The sequence below is a fragment of the Winslowiella toletana genome, from assembly GCF_032164335.1.
Classification (GTDB): domain Bacteria; phylum Pseudomonadota; class Gammaproteobacteria; order Enterobacterales; family Enterobacteriaceae; genus Erwinia; species Erwinia toletana_A.
Genome location: NZ_CP134152.1, coordinates 1 through 19,052, shown reverse-complemented (window position 1 = coordinate 19,052; position 19,052 = coordinate 1). Strand labels below are relative to the sequence as shown.

Annotated in this window: 17 protein-coding genes; 5 read left to right on the top strand and 12 right to left on the bottom strand. The window is 53.4% G+C overall.

From position 1 onward, the window contains the following. The first annotated feature begins 32 nt into the window (after positions 1 to 32). The 3 genes from ghrB (at position 33) to RIN69_RS00075 (ending at position 3,334) form a co-directional block, all read left to right on the top strand. On the top strand, positions 33 to 1,007 hold the full coding sequence (gene ghrB / locus RIN69_RS00085) for a glyoxylate/hydroxypyruvate reductase GhrB (protein ID WP_313854718.1): 975 nt from the start codon (positions 33 to 35) through the stop codon (positions 1,005 to 1,007). A 139-nt stretch (positions 1,008 to 1,146) separates the two neighbouring features. Beyond that, positions 1,147 to 2,400: a valine--pyruvate transaminase gene (locus RIN69_RS00080; RefSeq protein WP_313854716.1), complete on the top strand. Its 1,254-nt coding sequence runs from the start codon at positions 1,147 to 1,149 to the stop codon at positions 2,398 to 2,400. Between the two features lie 22 nt (positions 2,401 to 2,422). Beyond that, entirely contained in the window at positions 2,423 to 3,334 is a 912-nt protein-coding gene (locus tag RIN69_RS00075; protein WP_313854715.1) for an EamA family transporter, read from the top strand. A 43-nt stretch (positions 3,335 to 3,377) separates the two neighbouring features. On the opposite strand, the gene ibpA is transcribed toward RIN69_RS00075, so the two are convergent. After that, positions 3,378 to 3,794, bottom strand: coding sequence for a small heat shock chaperone IbpA (gene ibpA, locus RIN69_RS00070; protein WP_313854714.1), 417 nt, complete (start codon positions 3,792 to 3,794; stop codon positions 3,378 to 3,380). Between the two features lie 308 nt (positions 3,795 to 4,102). Between ibpA and RIN69_RS00065 the strand changes: the two genes are divergently transcribed. Then, positions 4,103 to 4,459, top strand: coding sequence for a YceK/YidQ family lipoprotein (locus tag RIN69_RS00065; protein WP_313854713.1), 357 nt, complete (start codon positions 4,103 to 4,105; stop codon positions 4,457 to 4,459). Here RIN69_RS00065 and RIN69_RS00060 read toward each other — a convergent pair. The 7 genes from RIN69_RS00060 to yidA all read right to left on the bottom strand — a co-directional run bounded on the left by RIN69_RS00060 (position 4,452) and on the right by yidA (position 11,793). Beyond that, positions 4,452 to 5,720, bottom strand: coding sequence for a DUF3748 domain-containing protein (locus tag RIN69_RS00060; RefSeq protein WP_313854712.1), 1,269 nt, complete (start codon positions 5,718 to 5,720; stop codon positions 4,452 to 4,454). The genes RIN69_RS00065 and RIN69_RS00060 overlap by 8 nt on opposite strands. 50 nt (positions 5,721 to 5,770) lie before the next feature. Next, a complete protein-coding gene (locus RIN69_RS00055; protein ID WP_313854710.1) occupies positions 5,771 to 6,703 on the bottom strand; it encodes a 2-hydroxyacid dehydrogenase in 933 nt (310 codons plus the stop codon). Next, positions 6,700 to 8,010: an MFS transporter gene (locus RIN69_RS00050; RefSeq protein ID WP_313854708.1), complete on the bottom strand. Its 1,311-nt coding sequence runs from the start codon at positions 8,008 to 8,010 to the stop codon at positions 6,700 to 6,702. Before RIN69_RS00050 ends, RIN69_RS00055 begins: the two co-directional genes overlap by 4 nt. Positions 8,011 to 8,179: 169 nt before the next feature. Then, positions 8,180 to 9,328, bottom strand: coding sequence for a galactonate dehydratase (gene dgoD / locus RIN69_RS00045; protein ID WP_313854707.1), 1,149 nt, complete (start codon positions 9,326 to 9,328; stop codon positions 8,180 to 8,182). Continuing rightward, entirely contained in the window at positions 9,325 to 9,942 is a 618-nt protein-coding gene (locus RIN69_RS00040) for a 2-dehydro-3-deoxy-6-phosphogalactonate aldolase (protein ID WP_313854705.1), read from the bottom strand. Before RIN69_RS00040 ends, dgoD begins: the two co-directional genes overlap by 4 nt. After that, entirely contained in the window at positions 9,926 to 10,807 is an 882-nt protein-coding gene (locus tag RIN69_RS00035; RefSeq protein WP_313854703.1) for a 2-dehydro-3-deoxygalactonokinase, read from the bottom strand. The genes RIN69_RS00040 and RIN69_RS00035 overlap by 17 nt, the downstream gene beginning before the upstream one ends. Before the next feature lie 176 nt (positions 10,808 to 10,983). Next, the gene (gene yidA / locus RIN69_RS00030) at positions 10,984 to 11,793 is read right to left on the bottom strand and encodes a sugar-phosphatase (RefSeq protein WP_313857840.1); all 810 of its coding nucleotides are present in this window, start codon (positions 11,791 to 11,793) and stop codon (positions 10,984 to 10,986) included. Positions 11,794 to 12,102: 309 nt separating this feature from the next. On the opposite strand from yidA, the gene RIN69_RS00025 reads away from it, so the two are divergent. Further along, positions 12,103 to 12,825 carry a response regulator transcription factor gene (locus RIN69_RS00025; RefSeq protein ID WP_313854702.1) on the top strand — a complete coding sequence of 241 codons (723 nt, stop codon included), beginning with the start codon at positions 12,103 to 12,105 and terminating at the stop codon, positions 12,823 to 12,825. 51 nt (positions 12,826 to 12,876) lie between these two features. Here the strand turns inward: RIN69_RS00025 and gyrB are convergent, their stop codons facing one another. The 4 genes from gyrB to dnaA form a co-directional block, all read right to left on the bottom strand. Next, positions 12,877 to 15,285 carry a DNA topoisomerase (ATP-hydrolyzing) subunit B gene (gyrB, locus tag RIN69_RS00020; protein ID WP_313854701.1) on the bottom strand — a complete coding sequence of 803 codons (2,409 nt, stop codon included), beginning with the start codon at positions 15,283 to 15,285 and terminating at the stop codon, positions 12,877 to 12,879. Between the two features lie 17 nt (positions 15,286 to 15,302). Continuing rightward, entirely contained in the window at positions 15,303 to 16,388 is a 1,086-nt protein-coding gene (recF, locus tag RIN69_RS00015) for a DNA replication/repair protein RecF (protein ID WP_313854700.1), read from the bottom strand. A gap of 161 nt (positions 16,389 to 16,549) precedes the next feature. Then, positions 16,550 to 17,650 (bottom strand): DNA polymerase III subunit beta, encoded by a 1,101-nt coding sequence (gene dnaN, locus RIN69_RS00010; RefSeq protein ID WP_313854699.1) that lies wholly within the window; start codon positions 17,648 to 17,650, stop codon positions 16,550 to 16,552. 4 nt (positions 17,651 to 17,654) lie between these two features. Then, entirely contained in the window at positions 17,655 to 19,052 is a 1,398-nt protein-coding gene (dnaA, locus tag RIN69_RS00005) for a chromosomal replication initiator protein DnaA (protein ID WP_313854698.1), read from the bottom strand.

Genomic DNA, 19,052 nt, shown 5'->3' with positions numbered 1-19,052 from the left:
GCGCATTAAATTGCTTTAACAGGGAGAAACGCATGAAGCCTTCAGTGGTGTTGTATAAATCCTTACCTGACGATTTACGCCAGCGTCTTGATGAACACTTTACCGTAACCGAAATCGATGGCCTGACCGCAGAGAACCTGGAGAAGCACGCCGCAGCGTTCGCATCGGCTGAGGGTATTCTCGGTTCGGGCGGCAAAGTGGATGGCACCTTTCTGGCCAAAGCGCCAAAACTGCGCGTCGCCTCGACCGTTTCCGTCGGTTATGACAACTTTGACGTCGACGCGCTGAATCAGCGTGGCGTGCTGCTGATGCACACGCCAACCGTGCTGACGGAAACCGTCGCTGATACCATGATGGCGCTGGTGCTCTCTTCGGCGCGGCGCGTGGTAGAAGTGGCCGAACGCGTGAAGGCCGGTGAATGGCAAAGCAGTATCGGTGCGGACTGGTTCGGCATCGATGTTCATCATAAAAAACTGGGTATTCTTGGCATGGGCCGCATCGGTCTGGCGCTGGCGCAGCGTGCGCATCTCGGCTTTAGCATGCCGATTTTATATAACGCGCGTAAGCATCATGAAGAAGCTGAACAGCGTTTCGACGCGCAGTATTGCGATCTCGACACCCTGCTGAAAGAGTCCGATTTTTTGTGCATCAGCCTGCCACTGACCGAGCAAACCCATCATCTGATTGGTCGCGAGCAGCTGGCAAAAATGAAGAGCAGCGCAGTTTTAATTAATGCCGGACGCGGTCCGGTGGTCGACGAGCAGGCGCTGATTGACGCGCTGAAAGGCGGCACCCTTCACGCCGCCGGTCTGGACGTGTTCGAGCAGGAACCGTTACCGGTTGATTCGCCGCTGCTGACGCTGCCGAATGTCGTGGCACTGCCGCATATTGGTTCCGCAACCCATGAAACGCGCTACGGAATGGCAAAGGATGCGGTTGATAACCTGATTGCCGCGCTGAGCGGTAAAGTTGAGAAAAACTGCGTTAACCCGCAATTGCTGAAATAACCCCCAGATTCCGGGAGCTGAAAACGGCTCCCGGAACCTGTTTCGGCCGCCTCGTTTTATATTTGTGATAGCCATTGCACCCCCTTTCCTCTGGCGTTATGGTGACTCACCTTTTGCGCTAACAAATGATTTACACGCTATGACCTTTTCCGTTTTTGGTGACAAATTTACCCGCCACTCAGGCATCACCCGCCTGATGGAAGACATGGGCGAAGGCTTACGCACCCCCGGTACAGTGATGCTGGGCGGCGGTAATCCGGCCCAGATTCCGGCGATGAATGACTATTTTCAGCAGTTGTTGCAGCAGATGCATGATGAAGGCAAGCTGACTGATGCACTGTGTAACTATGATGGACCACGCGGCAAAACCGTGCTGCTGGATGCGCTGGCAGAGATGCTGCGCGAACATCTTGGCTGGCAAATTTCGCCGAAAAATATTGCCTTAACTAACGGCAGTCAGAGCGCGTTCTTCTATCTGTTTAATCTTTATGCCGGGCGTCGCGCCGACGGCAGCAAGAAGCGCGTGCTGTTTCCGCTGGCGCCGGAATATCTCGGTTATGCCGACGCCGGGCTGGATGAGGATCTGTTTGTTTCCGCCAAGCCGAATATTGAGCTACTGCCGGAAGGCCAGTTTAAATATCACGTCGACTTCGAGCATTTAACGATCACCGAGGATACCGGGTTAATCTGCGTTTCACGCCCAACCAACCCGACCGGCAATGTGATTACCGATGAAGAGCTGATGAAGCTCGACGTACTGGCGCAACAGCATGATATCCCGCTGCTGATCGACAATGCCTACGGCGTTCCCTTCCCGGGCATTATTTTCAGCGATGTACGCCCGCTGTGGAATCCCAACATTATTCTGTGCATGAGCCTGTCCAAGCTCGGCCTGCCGGGTTCACGCTGCGGCATTATTATTGGCGACGAAAAAGTGATTTCGGCGATCGGTAATATGAACGGCATCATCAGCCTGGCACCAGGCAGTATTGGCCCGGCGATAGCCAATGAAATGATCAAGCGCGGCGATCTGCTGCGGCTCTCGAACGACGTCATTAAGCCATTCTATCAGCAGCGCGTAACTGAGACGATTGCCGTCATTCGCCGCTATTTATCAGCAGATCGCTGCCTGATTCACAAACCAGAAGGCGCTATTTTCCTTTGGCTGTGGTTTAAAGATCTGCCGATTACCACCGAAGTGCTCTATCAGCGCCTGAAGCAGCGCGGCGTATTGATGGTACCGGGCCACTTCTTCTTCCCGGGGCTGGAGCACGAATGGCCGCATACTCATCAGTGCATGCGCATGAACTACGTGCCGGACAGCGAGACTATCGAGAAAGGCATTAAAATTCTCGCCGAAGAGATCGATCGCGCCCACGCTGAAGGGGTGTAAACGCTTAAAGAAGGATAACGCTATGTCGGTCAAAGATATGCTGCTGGCTCTCTGCGTAGTAATCGCCTGGGGAGTGAATTTTGTGGTGATTAAAGTCGGTCTCCACGATATGCCGCCATTTCTTCTGGCCGGCTTGCGCTTTGCACTGGTGGCTTTTCCGGCAATCCTTTTTATCAAACCGCCGAAAGTCCCGCTCAGATGGCTGTTGGCTTATGGTATGACCATCAGTTTTGGTCAGTTCGCGTTTCTTTTCCTGGCAATCAAGCTGGGAATGCCAGCCGGTATCGCTTCACTGGTGATTCAGGCTCAGGCCTTTTTCACCATTCTGCTCGGCGCAGTGTTGCTGTCTGAAAAGCTGAAGTGGAACCATATTGCCGGCATTCTGCTGGCTTCGGCCGGTATGCTGGTGCTGGCAGAGGCCGGTATGGCGAATCAGAGCGGCGGTATCACTGTTGTCACTCTGCTGCTGACACTGGCAGCGGCGCTGTCTTGGGCGCTGGGCAATATCACCAATAAGGTGATTATGCGTAATAGTCAGGTGCCGGTGATGTCGCTGGTGGTCTGGAGCGCGCTGATTCCCGTGGGGCCTTTTCTGGCCTGTTCCTGGCTGTATGACGGTTCGTCAGCGATGATTTCCAGCCTGATAAACATTAACTCAACAACCATTATGGCGCTGATTTACCTGGCGTTTATCGCCACTATTGTCGGCTATGCCATCTGGGGGAGTTTGCTGAAGCGTTATGAAACCTGGCGGGTTGCGCCGCTGGCATTACTGGTGCCGGTGGTGGGTATTATTAGTGCGGCTTTACTGCTGGATGAAAGCTTGTCACTGATGCAGATGGTAGGCGCGGGGATAATTATCGCCGGACTGTTACTCAATATGTTTGGCGGAATGCTGATGCCATCGCGCAATGTGCGGCAGCACCAGCAATAATTCAGCAGCCAGACGGGTGCTGGCTGCTGTAACAACGTCGCAATTAGCTAAGAATATCGATACGGCGTGGCTTCATGGCTTCAGGAACCACACGCTCCAGTTCGATATACAGCAGGCCATTTTCTAAACGTGCATCACGGACGTGCACGTGCTCGGCCAGCTGGAATTTACGCTCGAAGTTACGCTCGGCGATGCCCTGATAGAGATACTGGCGCTCAGTTTGCTCATCAGCATGCGCACCGCGAATAATCAGCAGATTGTCGTGGGAAGTGATATCCAGTTCGCTCTGAGCGAATCCTGCCACGGCAATGGTAATCCGGTAGTGATTTTCATCCACCAGCTCGACGTTATACGGAGGATAGCCGCCGTTGCTCTGGCCCTGATTGGATTCCAGCAGGTTAATCAGACGATCGAAACCAATAGCAGAACGGTAAAGTGGAGAGAGATCAAAGTTACGCATAGTAATAGCTCCTGAAATTCAGCGAGTGAGATAAACAACCTTCCCCAATGGACAGGCTGTCAGCCATCAAAGCAGTACCCTGTCGGCGTACTCTTTTGTGACCGTGATTTAAAAATGGTGACATTTATGTCGCTTTCAAGTGTGGGGCCAGCAATTTTTTTAACCATCCCACGGTAAATGACATACACTCATTTGAGACATCGCTGAGAATCGGGTAAGAGTTACCACAGAGTAACCGGGAAGTTTCCCTGCTCGTCGGCGAGTAAACTCAGGCAGGCACTGTGACCATGGCTGAAGGGATATTCAAGATGAAAGCAATTAAGCGTTACCATTTAGCCGGTCTGTTCGCTTGCTGTTCTCTGGCAAGTACTACCGGCTGTTCCAGTGTAATGTCACATACCGGCGCCAGCCAGGGTTACTACCCAGGCACGCGCGCCAGTGCTGCTATTATTGCCGATGACCAGACCAGTTGGGCGCTTAAACCCCTGGCGGTGATCGACCTGCCGTTTTCCGCCGTTATGGATACGCTGCTGTTGCCGTGGGACTACGCCCGCTCTGATGATAATAAAGCGGAAGACTCACCGCGCGAACGTGTACTGCAAAGCGAAAAGCTGTCACAAACTCATGACAGCATGGTAGAAAGCGCTCCACTGGCCGCTAATTGATCGCGGCCGTAAAGATTTGACGGTAGCCATTGATATCGCGCACATAGGCCACCTGCTGGCCGTCCGGCGATATCACCACCGCATCTCCGCACGGCGCGCTGTCACTGCGTGCCGTTAATCTCTGCATCTTCCCGCTGACTACCTCACATAACATCACGCTGTTATCGCAAATAAACGCCAGCGCGTTACCCTGTGGGTGCCAGCTAAACGCTGACTGAATATCGCTGGCGCTGCGGGTAATCTGCTGCGGAGCGCCGCCATTCGGCGAGACCGTCCACAGCTGGACAATACCGCGGTCGTCTTTCATCAGAAAAGCAATGGCGCTGCCATCCGGCGAGGCGCGCAGCCAGTGGCGCGGCTGGCTGACAACGCCGGGATAGCGCCGCTCGGCGCTAAACGTCAGGCGACGCTGATGCACACCCCGCGGCGGAGCCGGTAAGCGCGTTTCACTACCTTCCAGCGGCCAGTCGCCCGCCTGCGCGTAATCCTGCATTTTTTCCGGTAAATCGACAATAAACACCTCCGCCAGCGTGTCGCCCTGGCTGCTCAGCGTATCGCCAATAAATGCCAGCGCCCAGCGCTGCTGGCTACCGTCCGGCTTGCGATAGCCCTGATTGCCGATCCATCCCTCTTCATAAGCACGGTTGATCTCATCGCTGCCGGGAATCGGTTTTGCACTGGTCTGACTCACCAGCACACAGAAATGGCTGCCGTCATATTCCCGTGGATGCTGTTTAACCGGGCAGACCGCATGCAGCGGCACCGCCACGCCAACGTTACGTAAATCTTCTCTGGCATCCCATTCATGCATCACATGGTCGTTATAGGTGAAACTCAGACGCGATCCGTCAGGGCTGAACACATGCACATGCGAGCCGCCGCGCAATGCGCCTGGGGTAAAAGGTGCGGTGATATCACAGGCATCGAGGTTTTCCGCCTGGCCGTGCTGAATGATCACGCCGCGACGATGGTGAAAATCATACTGCCAGTGGCTGTCGGGATGTTCCGGCCCGTGAATACAGACGTAGCGGGCAGGCAGATCAGGGCTGGCGGTTATCACGCCCACGTGCGCGCCCTGAGTGGCCTGATACAGCACTTCAGTTGCACCGGTGGCGCAGTTAACGCGTTCAACCGTCAGGCTGGTAAAGGACGCGCCGGACGGGCGCAGATCGTATACCAGCCACTGACTGTCGGCGGTCCAGACATTGATATTAGTGAGCTGATGGTTCCGGTCATCAAAAGTAAGCTGTTTTTCCGTCATCTGTTTTACCCTTCACGGTGATTCTGTTAAGGGTAAAACATTCGCTGCCATTAGGGTATCGGCGTCACCAGTGAATGACCGGCAAAAAACGCCTGCACGTTATCCAGAACCAGTTGCGACATCGCTTTCCGCGTCGACCAGGTGGCACTGGCCATATGCGGCGTAATCACCACATTGGCACGATTTTGCAGTGCATCCGGCACCCGCGGCTCATCATCAAATACATCCAGCCCGGCGGCACCGAGAGTACCGGCGTCCAGCGCGGCGATCAGTGCTTGCTGATCAACCACGCTACCGCGTGAAATATTGATTAACGTTCCCTGTTCACCCAGCGCATCGAGCACCGCCCGATTAATCAGATGGCGGGTATTGGCTCCGCCTGGGGTGCAGACCAGTAAATAATCACTCTGCTGTGCCAGCGTCAGTAAATCCGGCTGATAGTGCCACGGCGCGCCATCAAGCGGGCTACGGTTGCAGTAAGCAATCGACATATCAAATCCCCCGGCGCGTTTTGCCACCGCCATCCCAATGCGCCCGAGACCGACAATACCCAGCCGCGAACCCGATACTTTACGCGTCCATGGATAGCCGCCCTGCGCCCAGCTTCCCTGCTGAATAAACTGCTGGGCCGCAACAATTTGCCTTGAGGTCGCCAGCATCAGCCCCATCGCCAGGTCTGCGACATCATCGGTCAGCACTCCCGGGGTGTGGGTTACCGCCACCTGATGCTCGCGCGCAGCGGCCACGTCCACGCCGTCATAGCCGACGCCAAATACCGCAATCAGCGCCAGGTTGGGCAGCGCAGCGATTAACTCACGGGTCACCGTGGCTTCGCCGTTGGTCAGCAGCAGCTGAAATTCTGCGGCGACGGCGGAAAAATCGGCTGGCGTCAGAGTTTGATAATCGATCAGCTGATAGCGCTGTTGCAGTTCTGCGATTAACGGCGCGGGTAGCGCCGCCTGTAATAAGATTTTCTGTTTCATTTTGATACCTGAGAGAGTGCGTTCGCCGCAGAATTACCCGTCGGTCGCGACACCACAATGCCGATAATGCCGCCAATAATCAGCGCCAGTGCGACGATTAACAGACCGTAGTGATAGCTGTCGGTCAGATCCTTAATTTTTCCAAGTATCGGCGGCAGGCCGAGGCCGACAAAGTTGGCGACCGTGTTGATAAAAGCAATCGAAGCGGCAGCGGCAACGCCAGCCAGTTTTTCCGTGGTAACCGCCCAGAAGATCGGCGTCAGCGCAAAGTTAAAGCCGACGGTTAAGATCAGCAGCAGATAAGAGAGCAGCAGGCTGCCGGACCAGATGGCGATTGCCAGCGACAGACCGGAAAAGATCAGCGGTAATCCAAGATGCCATGAACGTTCGCCGGTTTTATCCGAGTGGCGTCCGTTTAAATACATAAATAAGCAGGCACAGACAAACGGCACCGCAGAAAGCAGACTGATAACAAAATTACTTTGTTCAGCGGCCATGCTTTTTATAATTAACGGCATAAATAGGGTAATACCAATCGAGCCAAATGCCTGCAGGAACCACACCAGGCTTAACAGCAGTACAGTTTTATTTTTCAGCGCGCTCAGCCAGGAGTGATTGGCTCCGATCTCTACGCCCACATTGTCCTGTTGCAGGCGCTGCTGCAACCAGCTTTTCTGCTGCGGATTCAGCCAGCTGGCATGCGCCGGAGAGTCCGGTAAGCGCCGTAATACCAGCACGCCCAGCACCAGCGCCGGAACACCTTCGATAGCAAACAGCCAGCGCCAGCCAGCGATATCAGCAATGCCGTGCATATTGAGAAGCGCACCGGAAATCGGCAAACCGATAATGGATGCGGCGACCGATCCCATATAGAAAAATGACATGGCGCGGGCGCGGTTGCTTTTCGGGAACCAGCAGGAGATGTAGTAAATGATGCCGGGGGTGAAACCGGCTTCCGCCATGCCGAGCAAAAAGCGCATCACATACAGCTGGTTAGCCGACTGAACAAAGGCCATGCCGGTACTGACGATGCCCCAGGTAATCATAATACGGGCAATCCAGATACGCGCGCCGACGCGGGTCATAATAATATTGCTCGGCAGTTCGAAAATAATATACGAGATATAGAACATGCCTACGCCCAGCCCGTACATACTGGCGGACAAGCCTAAATCGGCATTCATCTGTAATGCAGCGATCGAAATATTGGTTTTATCCAGGTTGGCGACAAAATAACAAATAACGATAAAAGGTATTATTTTGGCATTGAGTTGTTTTAGCGTTGAGGAGTACAGGTCGGTGTTCATAATAACAACCTCTTTTATTCACGTATCGTTAGCGGGGCAGCAGTAAGCCGCCCGCAATTTACGCCAGGTTTATTTGCCACGGGTTCTTTTCGTCAATCTTCAGGCTGCGGCCAGGCTGGCTGCAACGCGAATTATTTATGAACTATAAGAATTCTTGTTATCTGAGGGATTACCATTCTGCGACTGAACCATCGGCATAGCGCCACAGTGGATTGCGCCAGTCTGTCGCCTGCTGGCTGCGCTCAATTACCAGTTGCTCGTCAATTTCCACACCCAGCCCCGGTTTATTCAGCGGAGCAAAGTGACCATTATTCATGCTGAAATCCTGTTTGTTCACCACATAATCCAGCAGTTCTGCACCTTTGTTGTAATGAATCCCCATGCTTTGCTCCTGGAATACCGCATTGCGCGAGACGAAATCCACATGCAGACAGGCAGCCAACGCCAGCGGGCCGAGCGGACAGTGCGGTGCCAGCGCCACATCATAAGCTTCCGCCATGCTGGCAATTTTCACACACTCAGTGATGCCACCGGCATGTGACAGATCGGGTTGCAGAATCGCCAGGCCACCGGCATCCAGTACGCGTTTAAATTCAAAGCGGGAGTACATCCGCTCACCAGCGGCAATCGGCAGGTGAGTTTGCGCCGCAAGGCGGGGATAGTATTCCGCCTGTTCCGCCAGTACCGGCTCCTCAATAAACAGCGGGCGATACGGCTCCAGCTCTTTGATCAGCACCTTCGCCATCGGCGCATGCACCCGACCGTGAAAATCGAGGCCAAACTCAATTTGATGACCAAAAGCTTCACGAATTTGAGCCACGGTATTGACCGCCGCATCGATTTTTCGCGAGTTATCAATGATGCCAAGCTCTTCGCAGCCATTGAGTTTAAAAGTATCAAACCCGATCGCGCGCAGTTTGCTGATGCCTTCAATCACTTCTGCCGGTCGATCGCCGCCTACCCAGCTGTAGGCCTTAATATTGTCGCGAACCAGACCACCCAGTAGCTGATAAACCGGCACGCCCAGCGCTTTTCCTTTGATATCCCATAATGCCTGGTCGATACCGGCAATCGCACTCATCAGAATCGCACCGCCGCGATAAAACCCGCCGCGATACATCACCTGCCACAGATCATTGATGCGTGCCGGGTCCTGACCGATCAGATAATCAGAAAACTCATGCACCGCTGCTTCAACGCTGCGCGCACGCCCTTCAATGACCGGTTCGCCCCAGCCCACAATGCCCTCATCGGTTTCAATTTTCAGGAACATCCAGCGCGGGGGCAGACGATAGGTGGTCAGTTTGGTTATTTTCATCGTACAGCTTCCTTATAAGCGTCTACAAAAGCCTGTGCTTTAGCGGCAGTCACCGCAACTGGCTGGCCTGCCCGATACAGATCGCTACCCAGACCTGCGCCGATACAACCCGCAGCCAGAAAATCCTTCAGGTTTTGCGGCGTAACGCCGCCGACGGCAAACACCGGTATCGCTGGCGGCAGTACCGCTTTCAGCGCTTTGATGTAATCCGGCCCAAATGCTGATGATGGAAAAATTTTCAGCGCCTGAGCACCCGCGTGGATCGCGCTAAACGCTTCAGAAGCGGTGGCGCAACCGGCAGCAATCGTCATGCCTTTTTCTGCTGCGCGGCGGATTACCGCCGGATCGGTGTTAGGTGTTACCACCAGCTGGCTGCCTATATCACTCAGTATCTCGACCTGTTCGGGCGTCAGCACTGTGCCAGCGCCGATCAGCGCCTGATGACCATAGCGCTGTACCACCTGGGCAATACTGCGCTGCCACTGCGGTGAATTCAGTGGGATTTCAATCGCATCAAAACCGGCGGCAATCAGTGCGCTGACGTGCGCCTCAGCCTCTTCCGGCTCGATACCCCGCAGAATGGCGATTAACGGCAGCTTAGTTGGCCAGTTCATCGGCAATGCTCCTTATTCCATGCAGGAAGGCCACATCACCCTCCAGTAATTGCGCCGGAATACCGGCAAATATCATCGCCTGCTGATAACGTTCTGCCAGCGAGCCGTCAGCGATCAGCGTCAGCGGTGAATGACTGTCGGGGGCGAATTGCTGCTGCATCAGCGCCACTTCATGACCAATCAATAAACCGGAAAGGAATTCGCTGGTTGATTCAGCGGGACGGGAGCCCAGAATATGTGCGGCGCGCACTTCAAACAGCCGTGAGAGAATACTGCGGTCGTTACAACCGGTTTCCAGCCCGTCACGGAATGCTGCGGCATCCGGCTGCTGTGGCGGCAGGCCCGCGCCCAGCAGGGAGTGTTGCAGCAGAAGATGATGCAGTTCGCCGGTCATTACGCTGCGAAAATCGCGCACGCTATCGCCTTCAGTCTGCACCCATTTGGCATGGGTACCGGGCAGCACATAGGTTGTCGACGGCGCCAGGCTGAATGCGCCCAGCAGCTGCGTCTCTTCACCTCGCATAATATTGTGATTATCGCGACGTTCGATGCTTAATCCCGGCACAATCCACGCTTTTCCTTGAACACTACTCAGATTTGATGCCAGCTGAGTCAGCGCAACCGGACAAGGCAGATAGGGAACCGACTGCCAGCCGGCGTTACTTCCCACCATTCCAGCCATCACCACCGGCAACTGCTCAACCGGCCAGCCCGCGGTGATGCTGGCAAACACCTCAGCCGGACTGCGACCAGCCAGCCGGGTGACGCCGGCCTCAGACCGTCGCTGATCAATGCATTTGCCCTGCTGATAATGCCAGGCACGCAGATTGGTTGAGCCCCAGTCGATAGCGATATAGCTGGTCACATCATGTCCTTAATCTTCAGTGCGGGATGATGCGACCATTGTAGTACTACAAATATATATTGTACTACAATCGAGATCACAAAACGGACAGTTCGCTGTCAGAGAATCAGCAAGCAGATTTCAGGTGGGATTACATAACGGGCCACGTGATGTGGCCCGGAAAAGAGAGCCAGAAACTACAGAACGAACTTCTCAATCGCGTGCGCGACGCCATCTTCCATATTGGTTTTCGTGACAAACTGGCTGATGGCTTTTACCGATTCGATGCCGTTACCCATCGCAATGCCGGTGCCAGCAAACTCCAGCATCGCCAGATCGTTCTCCTGATCGCCAATTGCCATCACTTCATCGCGTGACAGGCCCAGCCGATCGGCCAGCGCTTTAACACCTGCACCTTTATTCACCTGTTTATGCAGGATTTCCAGATAATAAGGCGCGCTTTTCAGAATGGTGTAGTTCTCGCGTGCTTCCTGCGGCAGGCGCTTAATCGCTTCATCCAGAACCTCTGGCGGATCGATCATCATTACTTTCGGAAAGGTCAGGCTACGGTCCATTTCTTCCACACTGCGGTAGCGCAAAGGAATGCCAGTCATTGACGCCTCATGAATGGTAAATTCACTGATATCTTTATTGGCGGTATACAGCAGTGATTTATCCAGCGCCTGGAAATGAACGCCCAGCTGGCGAGAAAGCTGTTCAAAATAGAGGTAATCAGCAAAAGAGAGGGTAACTTCGGCGATACAGTCACCATTATCAGCACGCTGCACCAGCGCACCGTTATTGGTAATGCAGAACTGGCCTTCCTGCTGCAAATCCAGCTCCATCAGGTAACGTTGTACGCCGATAAAAGGTCGTCCGGTTGCCAGAACCACATGCACGCCTTTGTCCCGCGCCCGGCTGATCGCCTCTTTCACGCGCGGCGTAATCAGGTGTTGATGGTTAAGTAACGTGCCATCCATATCAATTGCAATCAGTTTTATCGCCATAACATCCTCGTCAGATAACGGTGTGTTAACCATGCTAGCGCGATCCCGCTCACATTGACCAGCGTGAATAATGCGAAATAAGTGACCAGCCTCTGATGCAGCGACAGCAGCTTGTTAATCAAAAATGATTAAAAAAATCCGCAAATTAAAATAAACAATAATTTGCACTGAGGAAAATAAAAATCTGTTAATTTCCCTAATCTTCACCGATATCTCACATAAGTTAAACAAAATGTGATAACTTGCAGTGATGAAGTTATGTACTATCTCCACTCGAGTTTGCAGGACGTAAGCACAGGCCAATGAGTGATGATGGGATCAAAAAAGATATTAATTGTGGAAAATGACAGCAACATTGCTGAACTTCTGCAACTTAATATACGCAACGGAGAATATGCAATCAGTCACGCGACTGATATGAATTCTGGCGTCTTGTTACTGGAACAGGGGGGCTGGGATGCCTTAATTTTAGATCTTATGTTACCGGGAGTGGATGGTCTGGAGATGTGCCGTCGCGCACGCCTGATGCCCCACTACACGCCGATTATTATTATCAGCGCACACTCCAGCGAGGTTCATCGCGTTTTAGAACTGGAGCTGGGTGCGGATGATTACCTGACCAAACCCTTTTCGATGCTGGAACTGATGGCACGCATCAAAGCCCTGTTTCGTCGTCAGGAAGCGATGACGACCAATCTGCGCAGAGAAACGGGAAAACTCAATATCGCCGATCTGACAATCGACCCGATTTCGCGTGAAGTGCAGCTGCTTCAGCGTAATATCGATCTGACGCCACGTGAGTTTGATCTGCTCTACCATTTTGCTAAAAATCCCGGAAAGGTATTTTCCCGTCTGAATCTGCTGAATCAGGTGTGGGGTTATCAGCATGATGGCTACGAGCATACGGTGAATACCCATATCAACCGGCTGCGGATGAAAATCGAGGCCAATCCGGCTGCTCCTGAACGTATTCTTACCGTGTGGGGTAAAGGCTATAAATTTGTTTTACCGCCTTCGGAAATGCAGGAGTAAAAAAAAAGGAACGGCAATTGCCGTTCCTTTTAATTCACATTGCAGCAGATATTAAATATCGATATTCGCTGCTCTCAGCGCATTTTCTTCGATAAATGCACGACGTGGTTCAACCGCATCACCCATCAGGGTGGTGAACAGCTGGTCAGCCGCAATGGCGTCTTTAACCGTCACGCGCAGCATACGACGGCTGTCCGGATCCATGGTGGTTTCCCACAGCTGATCCGGGTTCATCTCACCCAGACCTTTATAGCGCTGCACTGACAGCCCACGGCGTGACTCTTTCACCAGCCACTCAAGCGCCTGCTCAAAGCTGGCAATTGGCTGACGACGTTCACCGCGTTCGATAAATGCGTCTTCCTCAATCAGGCCACGCAGTTTTTCACCCAGGGTACAGATTTTGCGATATTCGCCACCCAGCATAAATTCGTTATCCAGCGGGTAATCGGTATCAACACCGTGGGTACGAATGCGCAGTACCGGTTCAAACAGATGCAGTTCACGATTTTCACGCACTACCGCATTGTAGGTGCTGCCGTGCTGCTCTTTCTCATTGAGGTAAATCACCAGGCTTTCGATCCAGCTCTGCACCGCAGCTTCGTTACTGAGATCGTTTAAGGTTGGGTGATAAATCAGTGAGTTAAGTAACGCAACCGGGAAACGACGTTCCATACGCTTAATCATTTTCTGCGTACTGTTGAACTCAGCGACCAGCGTTTCCAGCTGCTCACCGCCCAGTGCAGGGGCATCGGCATTGGTGTGCAACGTTGCACCGTCCAGCGCAATCGAAATCTGGTACTGGTCCATTGCTTCGTCGTCTTTAATATACTGTTCTTGCTTGCCTTTCTTCACTTTGTACAGCGGTGGCTGAGCGATATATACGTGACCACGCTCAACAATTTCCGGCATCTGACGATAGAAGAAGGTCAACAGCAGCGTACGGATGTGCGAGCCATCGACGTCGGCATCGGTCATGATGATAATGCTGTGATAGCGCAGCTTGTCCGGATTGTATTCGTCGCGGCCAATACCGCAGCCCAGCGCGGTGATCAGCGTGGCAACTTCCTGCGAAGACAGCATTTTGTCGAAACGCGCTTTTTCTACGTTAAGGATTTTACCCTTTAGCGGCAGAATCGCCTGGTTCTTACGGTTACGACCCTGCTTGGCGGAACCGCCTGCAGAATCACCCTCCACCAGGTAGATTTCAGACAGTGCCGGATCGCGTTCCTGACAATCCGCCAGTTTGCCTGGCAGACCAGCCAGGTCCAGCGCGCCTTTACGGCGGGTCATTTCACGCGCACGACGCGCAGCTTCACGGGCGCGGGCGGCATCAATAATTTTACCGACGACAATTTTGGCATCGGACGGGTGTTCCAGCAGATATTCAGCCAGCAGTTCGTTCATCTGCTGCTCAACCGCAGATTTCACTTCAGAAGAGACCAGTTTATCTTTGGTCTGTGAAGAGAATTTCGGATCCGGTACTTTAACGGATACCACAGCAATCAGGCCTTCACGCGCATCGTCACCGGTAGCGCTGACTTTGGCTTTCTTGCTGTAGCCTTCTTTATCCATATAGGCGTTCAGCGTACGCGTCATCGCCGCACGGAAGCCCGCAAGGTGAGTACCACCATCGCGCTGTGGAATGTTGTTAGTAAAGCAGTAGATATTTTCCTGGAAACCATCATTCCACTGCAACGCCACTTCCACACCAATGCCATCTTTTTCAGTAGAGAAATAGAAGACGTTCGGATGGATAGGCGTTTTGTTTTTGTTCAGATATTCAACGAACGCCTTGATACCACCTTCGTAATGGTAATGGTCGTTCTTGCCGTCACGCTTATCTTCCAGACGAATCGAGACGCCGGAGTTCAGGAAGGAGAGTTCACGCAGACGTTTTGCCAGGATCTCATATTCGAAATCAATGACGTTGGTAAAGGTTTCGTGGCTTGGCCAAAAACGCACGCGGGTACCGGTGGCCTCTGTTTCGCCAGACACTGCCAGCGGCGATTGTGGCACACCGTGCACGTAAGTCTGCTGATGAACTTTGCCATCGCGACGAATGGTCAGCTCCAGCTTTTGCGACAGGGCGTTAACCACTGAGACGCCCACGCCATGCAGGCCGCCGGACACTTTATAGGAGTTGTCATCAAACTTACCGCCAGCATGCAGTACGGTCATAATGACTTCAGCAGCAGAAATACCTTCTTCTTCATGGATGCCGGTCGGAATACCACGGCCATCATCCTGCACGGAGACAGAGTTATCAGCATGAATTGTAACGATAATATCGCTACAGTGCCCGGCGAGTGCTTCGTCGATGGCGTTATCCACAACCTCGAATACCATGTGATGCAGACCGGTGCCGTCATCCGTATCGCCGATATACATGCCCGGGCGTTTGCGTACCGCATCAAGCCCTTTCAGGACTTTGATACTTGAGGAGTCATAAGAATTCGACATCAACGTTTCTCGCTCATTTAATCTTCAGGTTGAACTGCTATTTTACCTTGTTCTACGTGGAACATCTTGCCCTTTTCATCAGTCATATCGATGACGTGTTCCGCACCGATGGCACTGACAAAAACCTGGGCCTGAGTGGCCTTCAGACGCGCCGCTAACAGGCGGCGGCGACTCTCGTCCAGCTCAGAGGCAAAATCATCTATCAGATACAGGCAACGTCGCCCGTTCTGTCGGGTAAGGAACTCACCCTGCGCCAGGCGTAAAGCGCACATCAGCAGCTTTAATTGCCCGCGTGACAGTAAGTCTTCCACCGGCGTCCCTTCGGCACGAATGCGAAAATCCGCTTTGTGCGGGCCGCTGGCGGTATAAGTTAAGGCACGATCGCGCTCAAACTGCCTTTCCAGCAGCTCGGCATAATCGCTCTCTTTGTCCCAGCCGCGCTGAAAAGAGAAGCTCAGTTGAAACTCAGGCAAAAATTGCGCGCAGGTGGCGGTGATATCCGCCGCGATCGCTTCACTGTATGCTGCACGCCAGCGGCTTATCTGCTCCGCCAGCGGTGCCAGTTCCTGATCCCAGGCACGAATTTGTTGATAACGTGACACCTGACGCAGCGCGGCATTACGCTGTTTCAACAGGCGGCGCAGGTTACTCCAGGCGGTAAAAAATCCTGGCTCATTGTGAAAACATCCCCAGTCAATGTAGGCACGGCGATACTTCGGCCCGCCATTGAGTAGGGTAAAACCTTCGGGCGTAATCAGCTGCATTGGCAACATTTGCGCCAGCTCGGCCACTTTATGGCCATCGCTGCCGTCAATACGCACTTTACTGTCACCCTGGCGATTTTTAGTCAGCCCAACCGACATTTCACGGTCGGCTCCGTCGATACGGCCATGCAGGACAAATGCATCCTGCTCGTGGCGAATGACGCGTCCGGCTTGCAGGCTGCGAAAGGCGCGGCCATGGCCAAGGGTATAGATGGCTTCAAGCACGCTGGTTTTGCCGCTACCATTGGCGCCAACTAAAAAGTTAAAACCGGGGGCAAGCGCGAGATCCGCATTTTCAATATTGCGGAAATCTTTGATAAGAAGGCGGGTTAAAGCCATAGAAGAAACAACTCCGCAGGTGAATCAGTCACCCACTCCGATTCTGGGCATCAGCGTCGCAGCCGGTTTGCGTCCGGCCAGCGGCAGCCCCACAGCGTACCTGAGTACGGCGAGCACTGCCCGGACGCAAAATGGCAAGTAAGCCCGATATATTTCACCCACTACAGGCGCATCGGCATAACCACATAGGCCGCCGACTGGCTGGCCGCATCTTCGATCTGCACGCTGGAAACCGAATCGGTCAGCAGTAAACGCACGTTTTCACATTTCAGCGCGTTCAGCACATCCAGCACGTAACTGACGTTAAAGCCAATTTCCAGATCGGTGCCGCCATAAGTGACGTCGAGTATCTCTTCCGCTTCTTCCTGTTCGGGATTATTCGCGGTAATTTTCAGCTGATTTTCGCTGATATAGAGGCGAACGCCACGGAACTTCTCATTGGAGAGGATCGCAGCACGGGCAAACGCCTGCTTAAGCAGATCGCAGCCAGCATCCAGCGTTTTATCCGGATTTTTCGGCAGTACGCGACGATAATCAGGGAAACGACCATCCACCAGTTTGGAGGTGAAAATAAAGTCACCGACATGCGCGCGGATGTTATTACTGCCGATCTGCACCTGCAATGGCGTCTCACCGCCGTCCAGCAGACGGACCAGCTCAATCACCCCTTTACGCGGCACGATCACCGAATGGTTTGGTAATGCCTGACCAATCGGCATTGAACAAACCGCCAGACGGTGACCATCGGTTGCCACGGTACGCAGTTCTTCACCTTCGGTTTCGAACAGCATACCGTTCAGGTAATAGCGAACGTCCTGATGCGCCATTGAAAACTGTGTGGCTTCAATCAGGCGCTTCAACGTAGCCTGTGGCAGCGTGAATTCAACTTCACTTTGCCAGTCATCCAGGTTCGGAAAGTCGCTGGCAGGCAGCGTCGACAGTGAAAAACGGCTACGCCCTGAGCGCACCAGCATTCTGTCGCCTTCCAGCACCACGGTGATTTCTGCGCCTTCCGGCAAGCCGCGGCAGATATCAAAAAATTTGCGCGCCGGTACGGTGGTTGCGCCCGGCTCGTGCGGCTGCGCCAGCGCCACGCGCGCTACCATTTCCATTTCTAAATCTGTACCGGTTAACAGCAGGCTGCCTTCATTAACCTGCAACAGCAGGTTACCAAGAATAGGCAGCGTTGGGCGGCCACCTAACGGGCTGCTGACTTGCTGTAACGGTTTGAGTAAATGCTCACGTTCTACAATAAATTTCATAGCGTCAGGAAGATAATGTTCTGATTAAATTTGAGAAATCTTCTTTAATGTCGTGACTCTCTTCGCGTAGCTGCTCGATTTTACGGCAGGCATGCAGCACGGTCGTGTGGTCGCGACCCCCGAAAGCATCACCGATTTCCGGCAAACTGTGGTTGGTCAGCTCTTTAGCCATCGCCATCGCCATCTGACGCGGACGCGCCACTGAACGAGAACGACGTTTGGAAAGCAGATCGGCCACCTTGATTTTGTAATACTCGGCCACCGTCTTCTGAATATTGTCGATGGTAACCAGTTTTTCCTGCAGCGCCAGCAGATCGCGCAGCGCTTCACGCACGAAATCGATAGTGATCGCGCGGCCAGTAAAGTTGGCGTTGGCAATCACACGGTTCAGTGCCCCTTCCAGCTCACGTACGTTGGAACGCAGACGCTTGGCAATGAAGAACGCCACTTCGCCCGGCAGGCGAATGTCATTTTCGTCGGCTTTCTTCATCAGAATCGCCACGCGCGTTTCCAGCTCAGGCGGCTCGATAGCGACCGTTAATCCCCAGCCGAAGCGCGACTTCAGACGATCTTCCACGCCGTTGATCTCTTTTGGATAGCGATCCGACGTCAGAATGATCTGCTGATTACCTTCCAGCAGGGCATTAAAGGTATGGAAAAACTCTTCCTGCGAGCGCTCTTTATTCGCGAAGAACTGAATGTCATCGATCAGCAGCGCATCGACAGAGCGATAATAGCGCTTGAACTCTTCAATCGCATTATTTTGCAGCGCTTTCACCATATCCTGCACAAAGCGCTCGGAATGCATATACACCACTTTGGCATTGGGCTTGCGCGCCATGATGCCATTACCTACCGCGTGCAGCAGGTGAGTTTTACCCAGGCCGGTACCGCCATAAAGGAACAGCGGGTTATAGGCACCACCGGGATTATCGGCAACCTGACGTGCGGCGGCACGCGCCAGCTGGTTCGATTTACCTTCGACGAAGTTATCGAAGTTATGTTTGGTATTGACGTTCGAGCGGTAAGAAAGCTCCGCAGGAGCCGGTACGTTGTCCCAGCTTGGGCGTGAAGGTGCCGGACGCACGCCTGCCGGAGCAGGTGGCGCGCTGACGCTGGCGGTCGCCGCCACCGGTTGACTGATGATTTGAGTCACAGGCTTACTGCCAACTTCAAAACGCAGCAATGGCGCATCCGTGCCACAAAATTCATTTAATAGTCCGTTGATATTATTCAGATATTTATCACGAACCCAGTCGAGTACAAACCGGTTAGGTGCATACAAGGCCAGTGTATTGTCATTCAGTTCGGCCTGTAGCGGGCGTATCCACATGCTGAATTCTGTGGCAGGTAGCTCATCCTGCAGGCGGGCAAGACACTGTTGCCAAAGCGAAAGTGACAC

Bases quoted from the DNA above. Each gene is read 5' to 3' on its own strand.
- RIN69_RS00050 (WP_313854708.1), bottom strand. From the start codon at position 8,010: ATGAACACCGACCTGTACTCCTCAACGCTAAAACAACTCAATGCCAAA.
- gyrB (WP_313854701.1), bottom strand. From the start codon at position 15,285: ATGTCGAATTCTTATGACTCCTCAAGTATCAAAGTCCTGAAAGGGCTT.
- RIN69_RS00055 (WP_313854710.1), bottom strand. From the start codon at position 6,703: ATGAAACAGAAAATCTTATTACAGGCGGCGCTACCCGCGCCGTTAATC.
- yidA (WP_313857840.1), bottom strand. From the start codon at position 11,793: ATGGCGATAAAACTGATTGCAATTGATATGGATGGCACGTTACTTAAC.
- ibpA (WP_313854714.1), bottom strand. From the start codon at position 3,794: ATGCGTAACTTTGATCTCTCTCCACTTTACCGTTCTGCTATTGGTTTC.
- recF (WP_313854700.1), bottom strand. From the start codon at position 16,388: ATGGCTTTAACCCGCCTTCTTATCAAAGATTTCCGCAATATTGAAAAT.
- RIN69_RS00075 (WP_313854715.1), top strand. From the start codon at position 2,423: ATGTCGGTCAAAGATATGCTGCTGGCTCTCTGCGTAGTAATCGCCTGG.
- RIN69_RS00025 (WP_313854702.1), top strand. From the start codon at position 12,103: ATGATGGGATCAAAAAAGATATTAATTGTGGAAAATGACAGCAACATT.
- RIN69_RS00040 (WP_313854705.1), bottom strand. From the start codon at position 9,942: ATGAACTGGCCAACTAAGCTGCCGTTAATCGCCATTCTGCGGGGTATC.
- dnaN (WP_313854699.1), bottom strand. From the start codon at position 17,650: ATGAAATTTATTGTAGAACGTGAGCATTTACTCAAACCGTTACAGCAA.
- RIN69_RS00065 (WP_313854713.1), top strand. From the start codon at position 4,103: ATGAAAGCAATTAAGCGTTACCATTTAGCCGGTCTGTTCGCTTGCTGT.
- dgoD (WP_313854707.1), bottom strand. From the start codon at position 9,328: ATGAAAATAACCAAACTGACCACCTATCGTCTGCCCCCGCGCTGGATG.
- RIN69_RS00080 (WP_313854716.1), top strand. From the start codon at position 1,147: ATGACCTTTTCCGTTTTTGGTGACAAATTTACCCGCCACTCAGGCATC.
- ghrB (WP_313854718.1), top strand. From the start codon at position 33: ATGAAGCCTTCAGTGGTGTTGTATAAATCCTTACCTGACGATTTACGC.
- RIN69_RS00060 (WP_313854712.1), bottom strand. From the start codon at position 5,720: ATGACGGAAAAACAGCTTACTTTTGATGACCGGAACCATCAGCTCACT.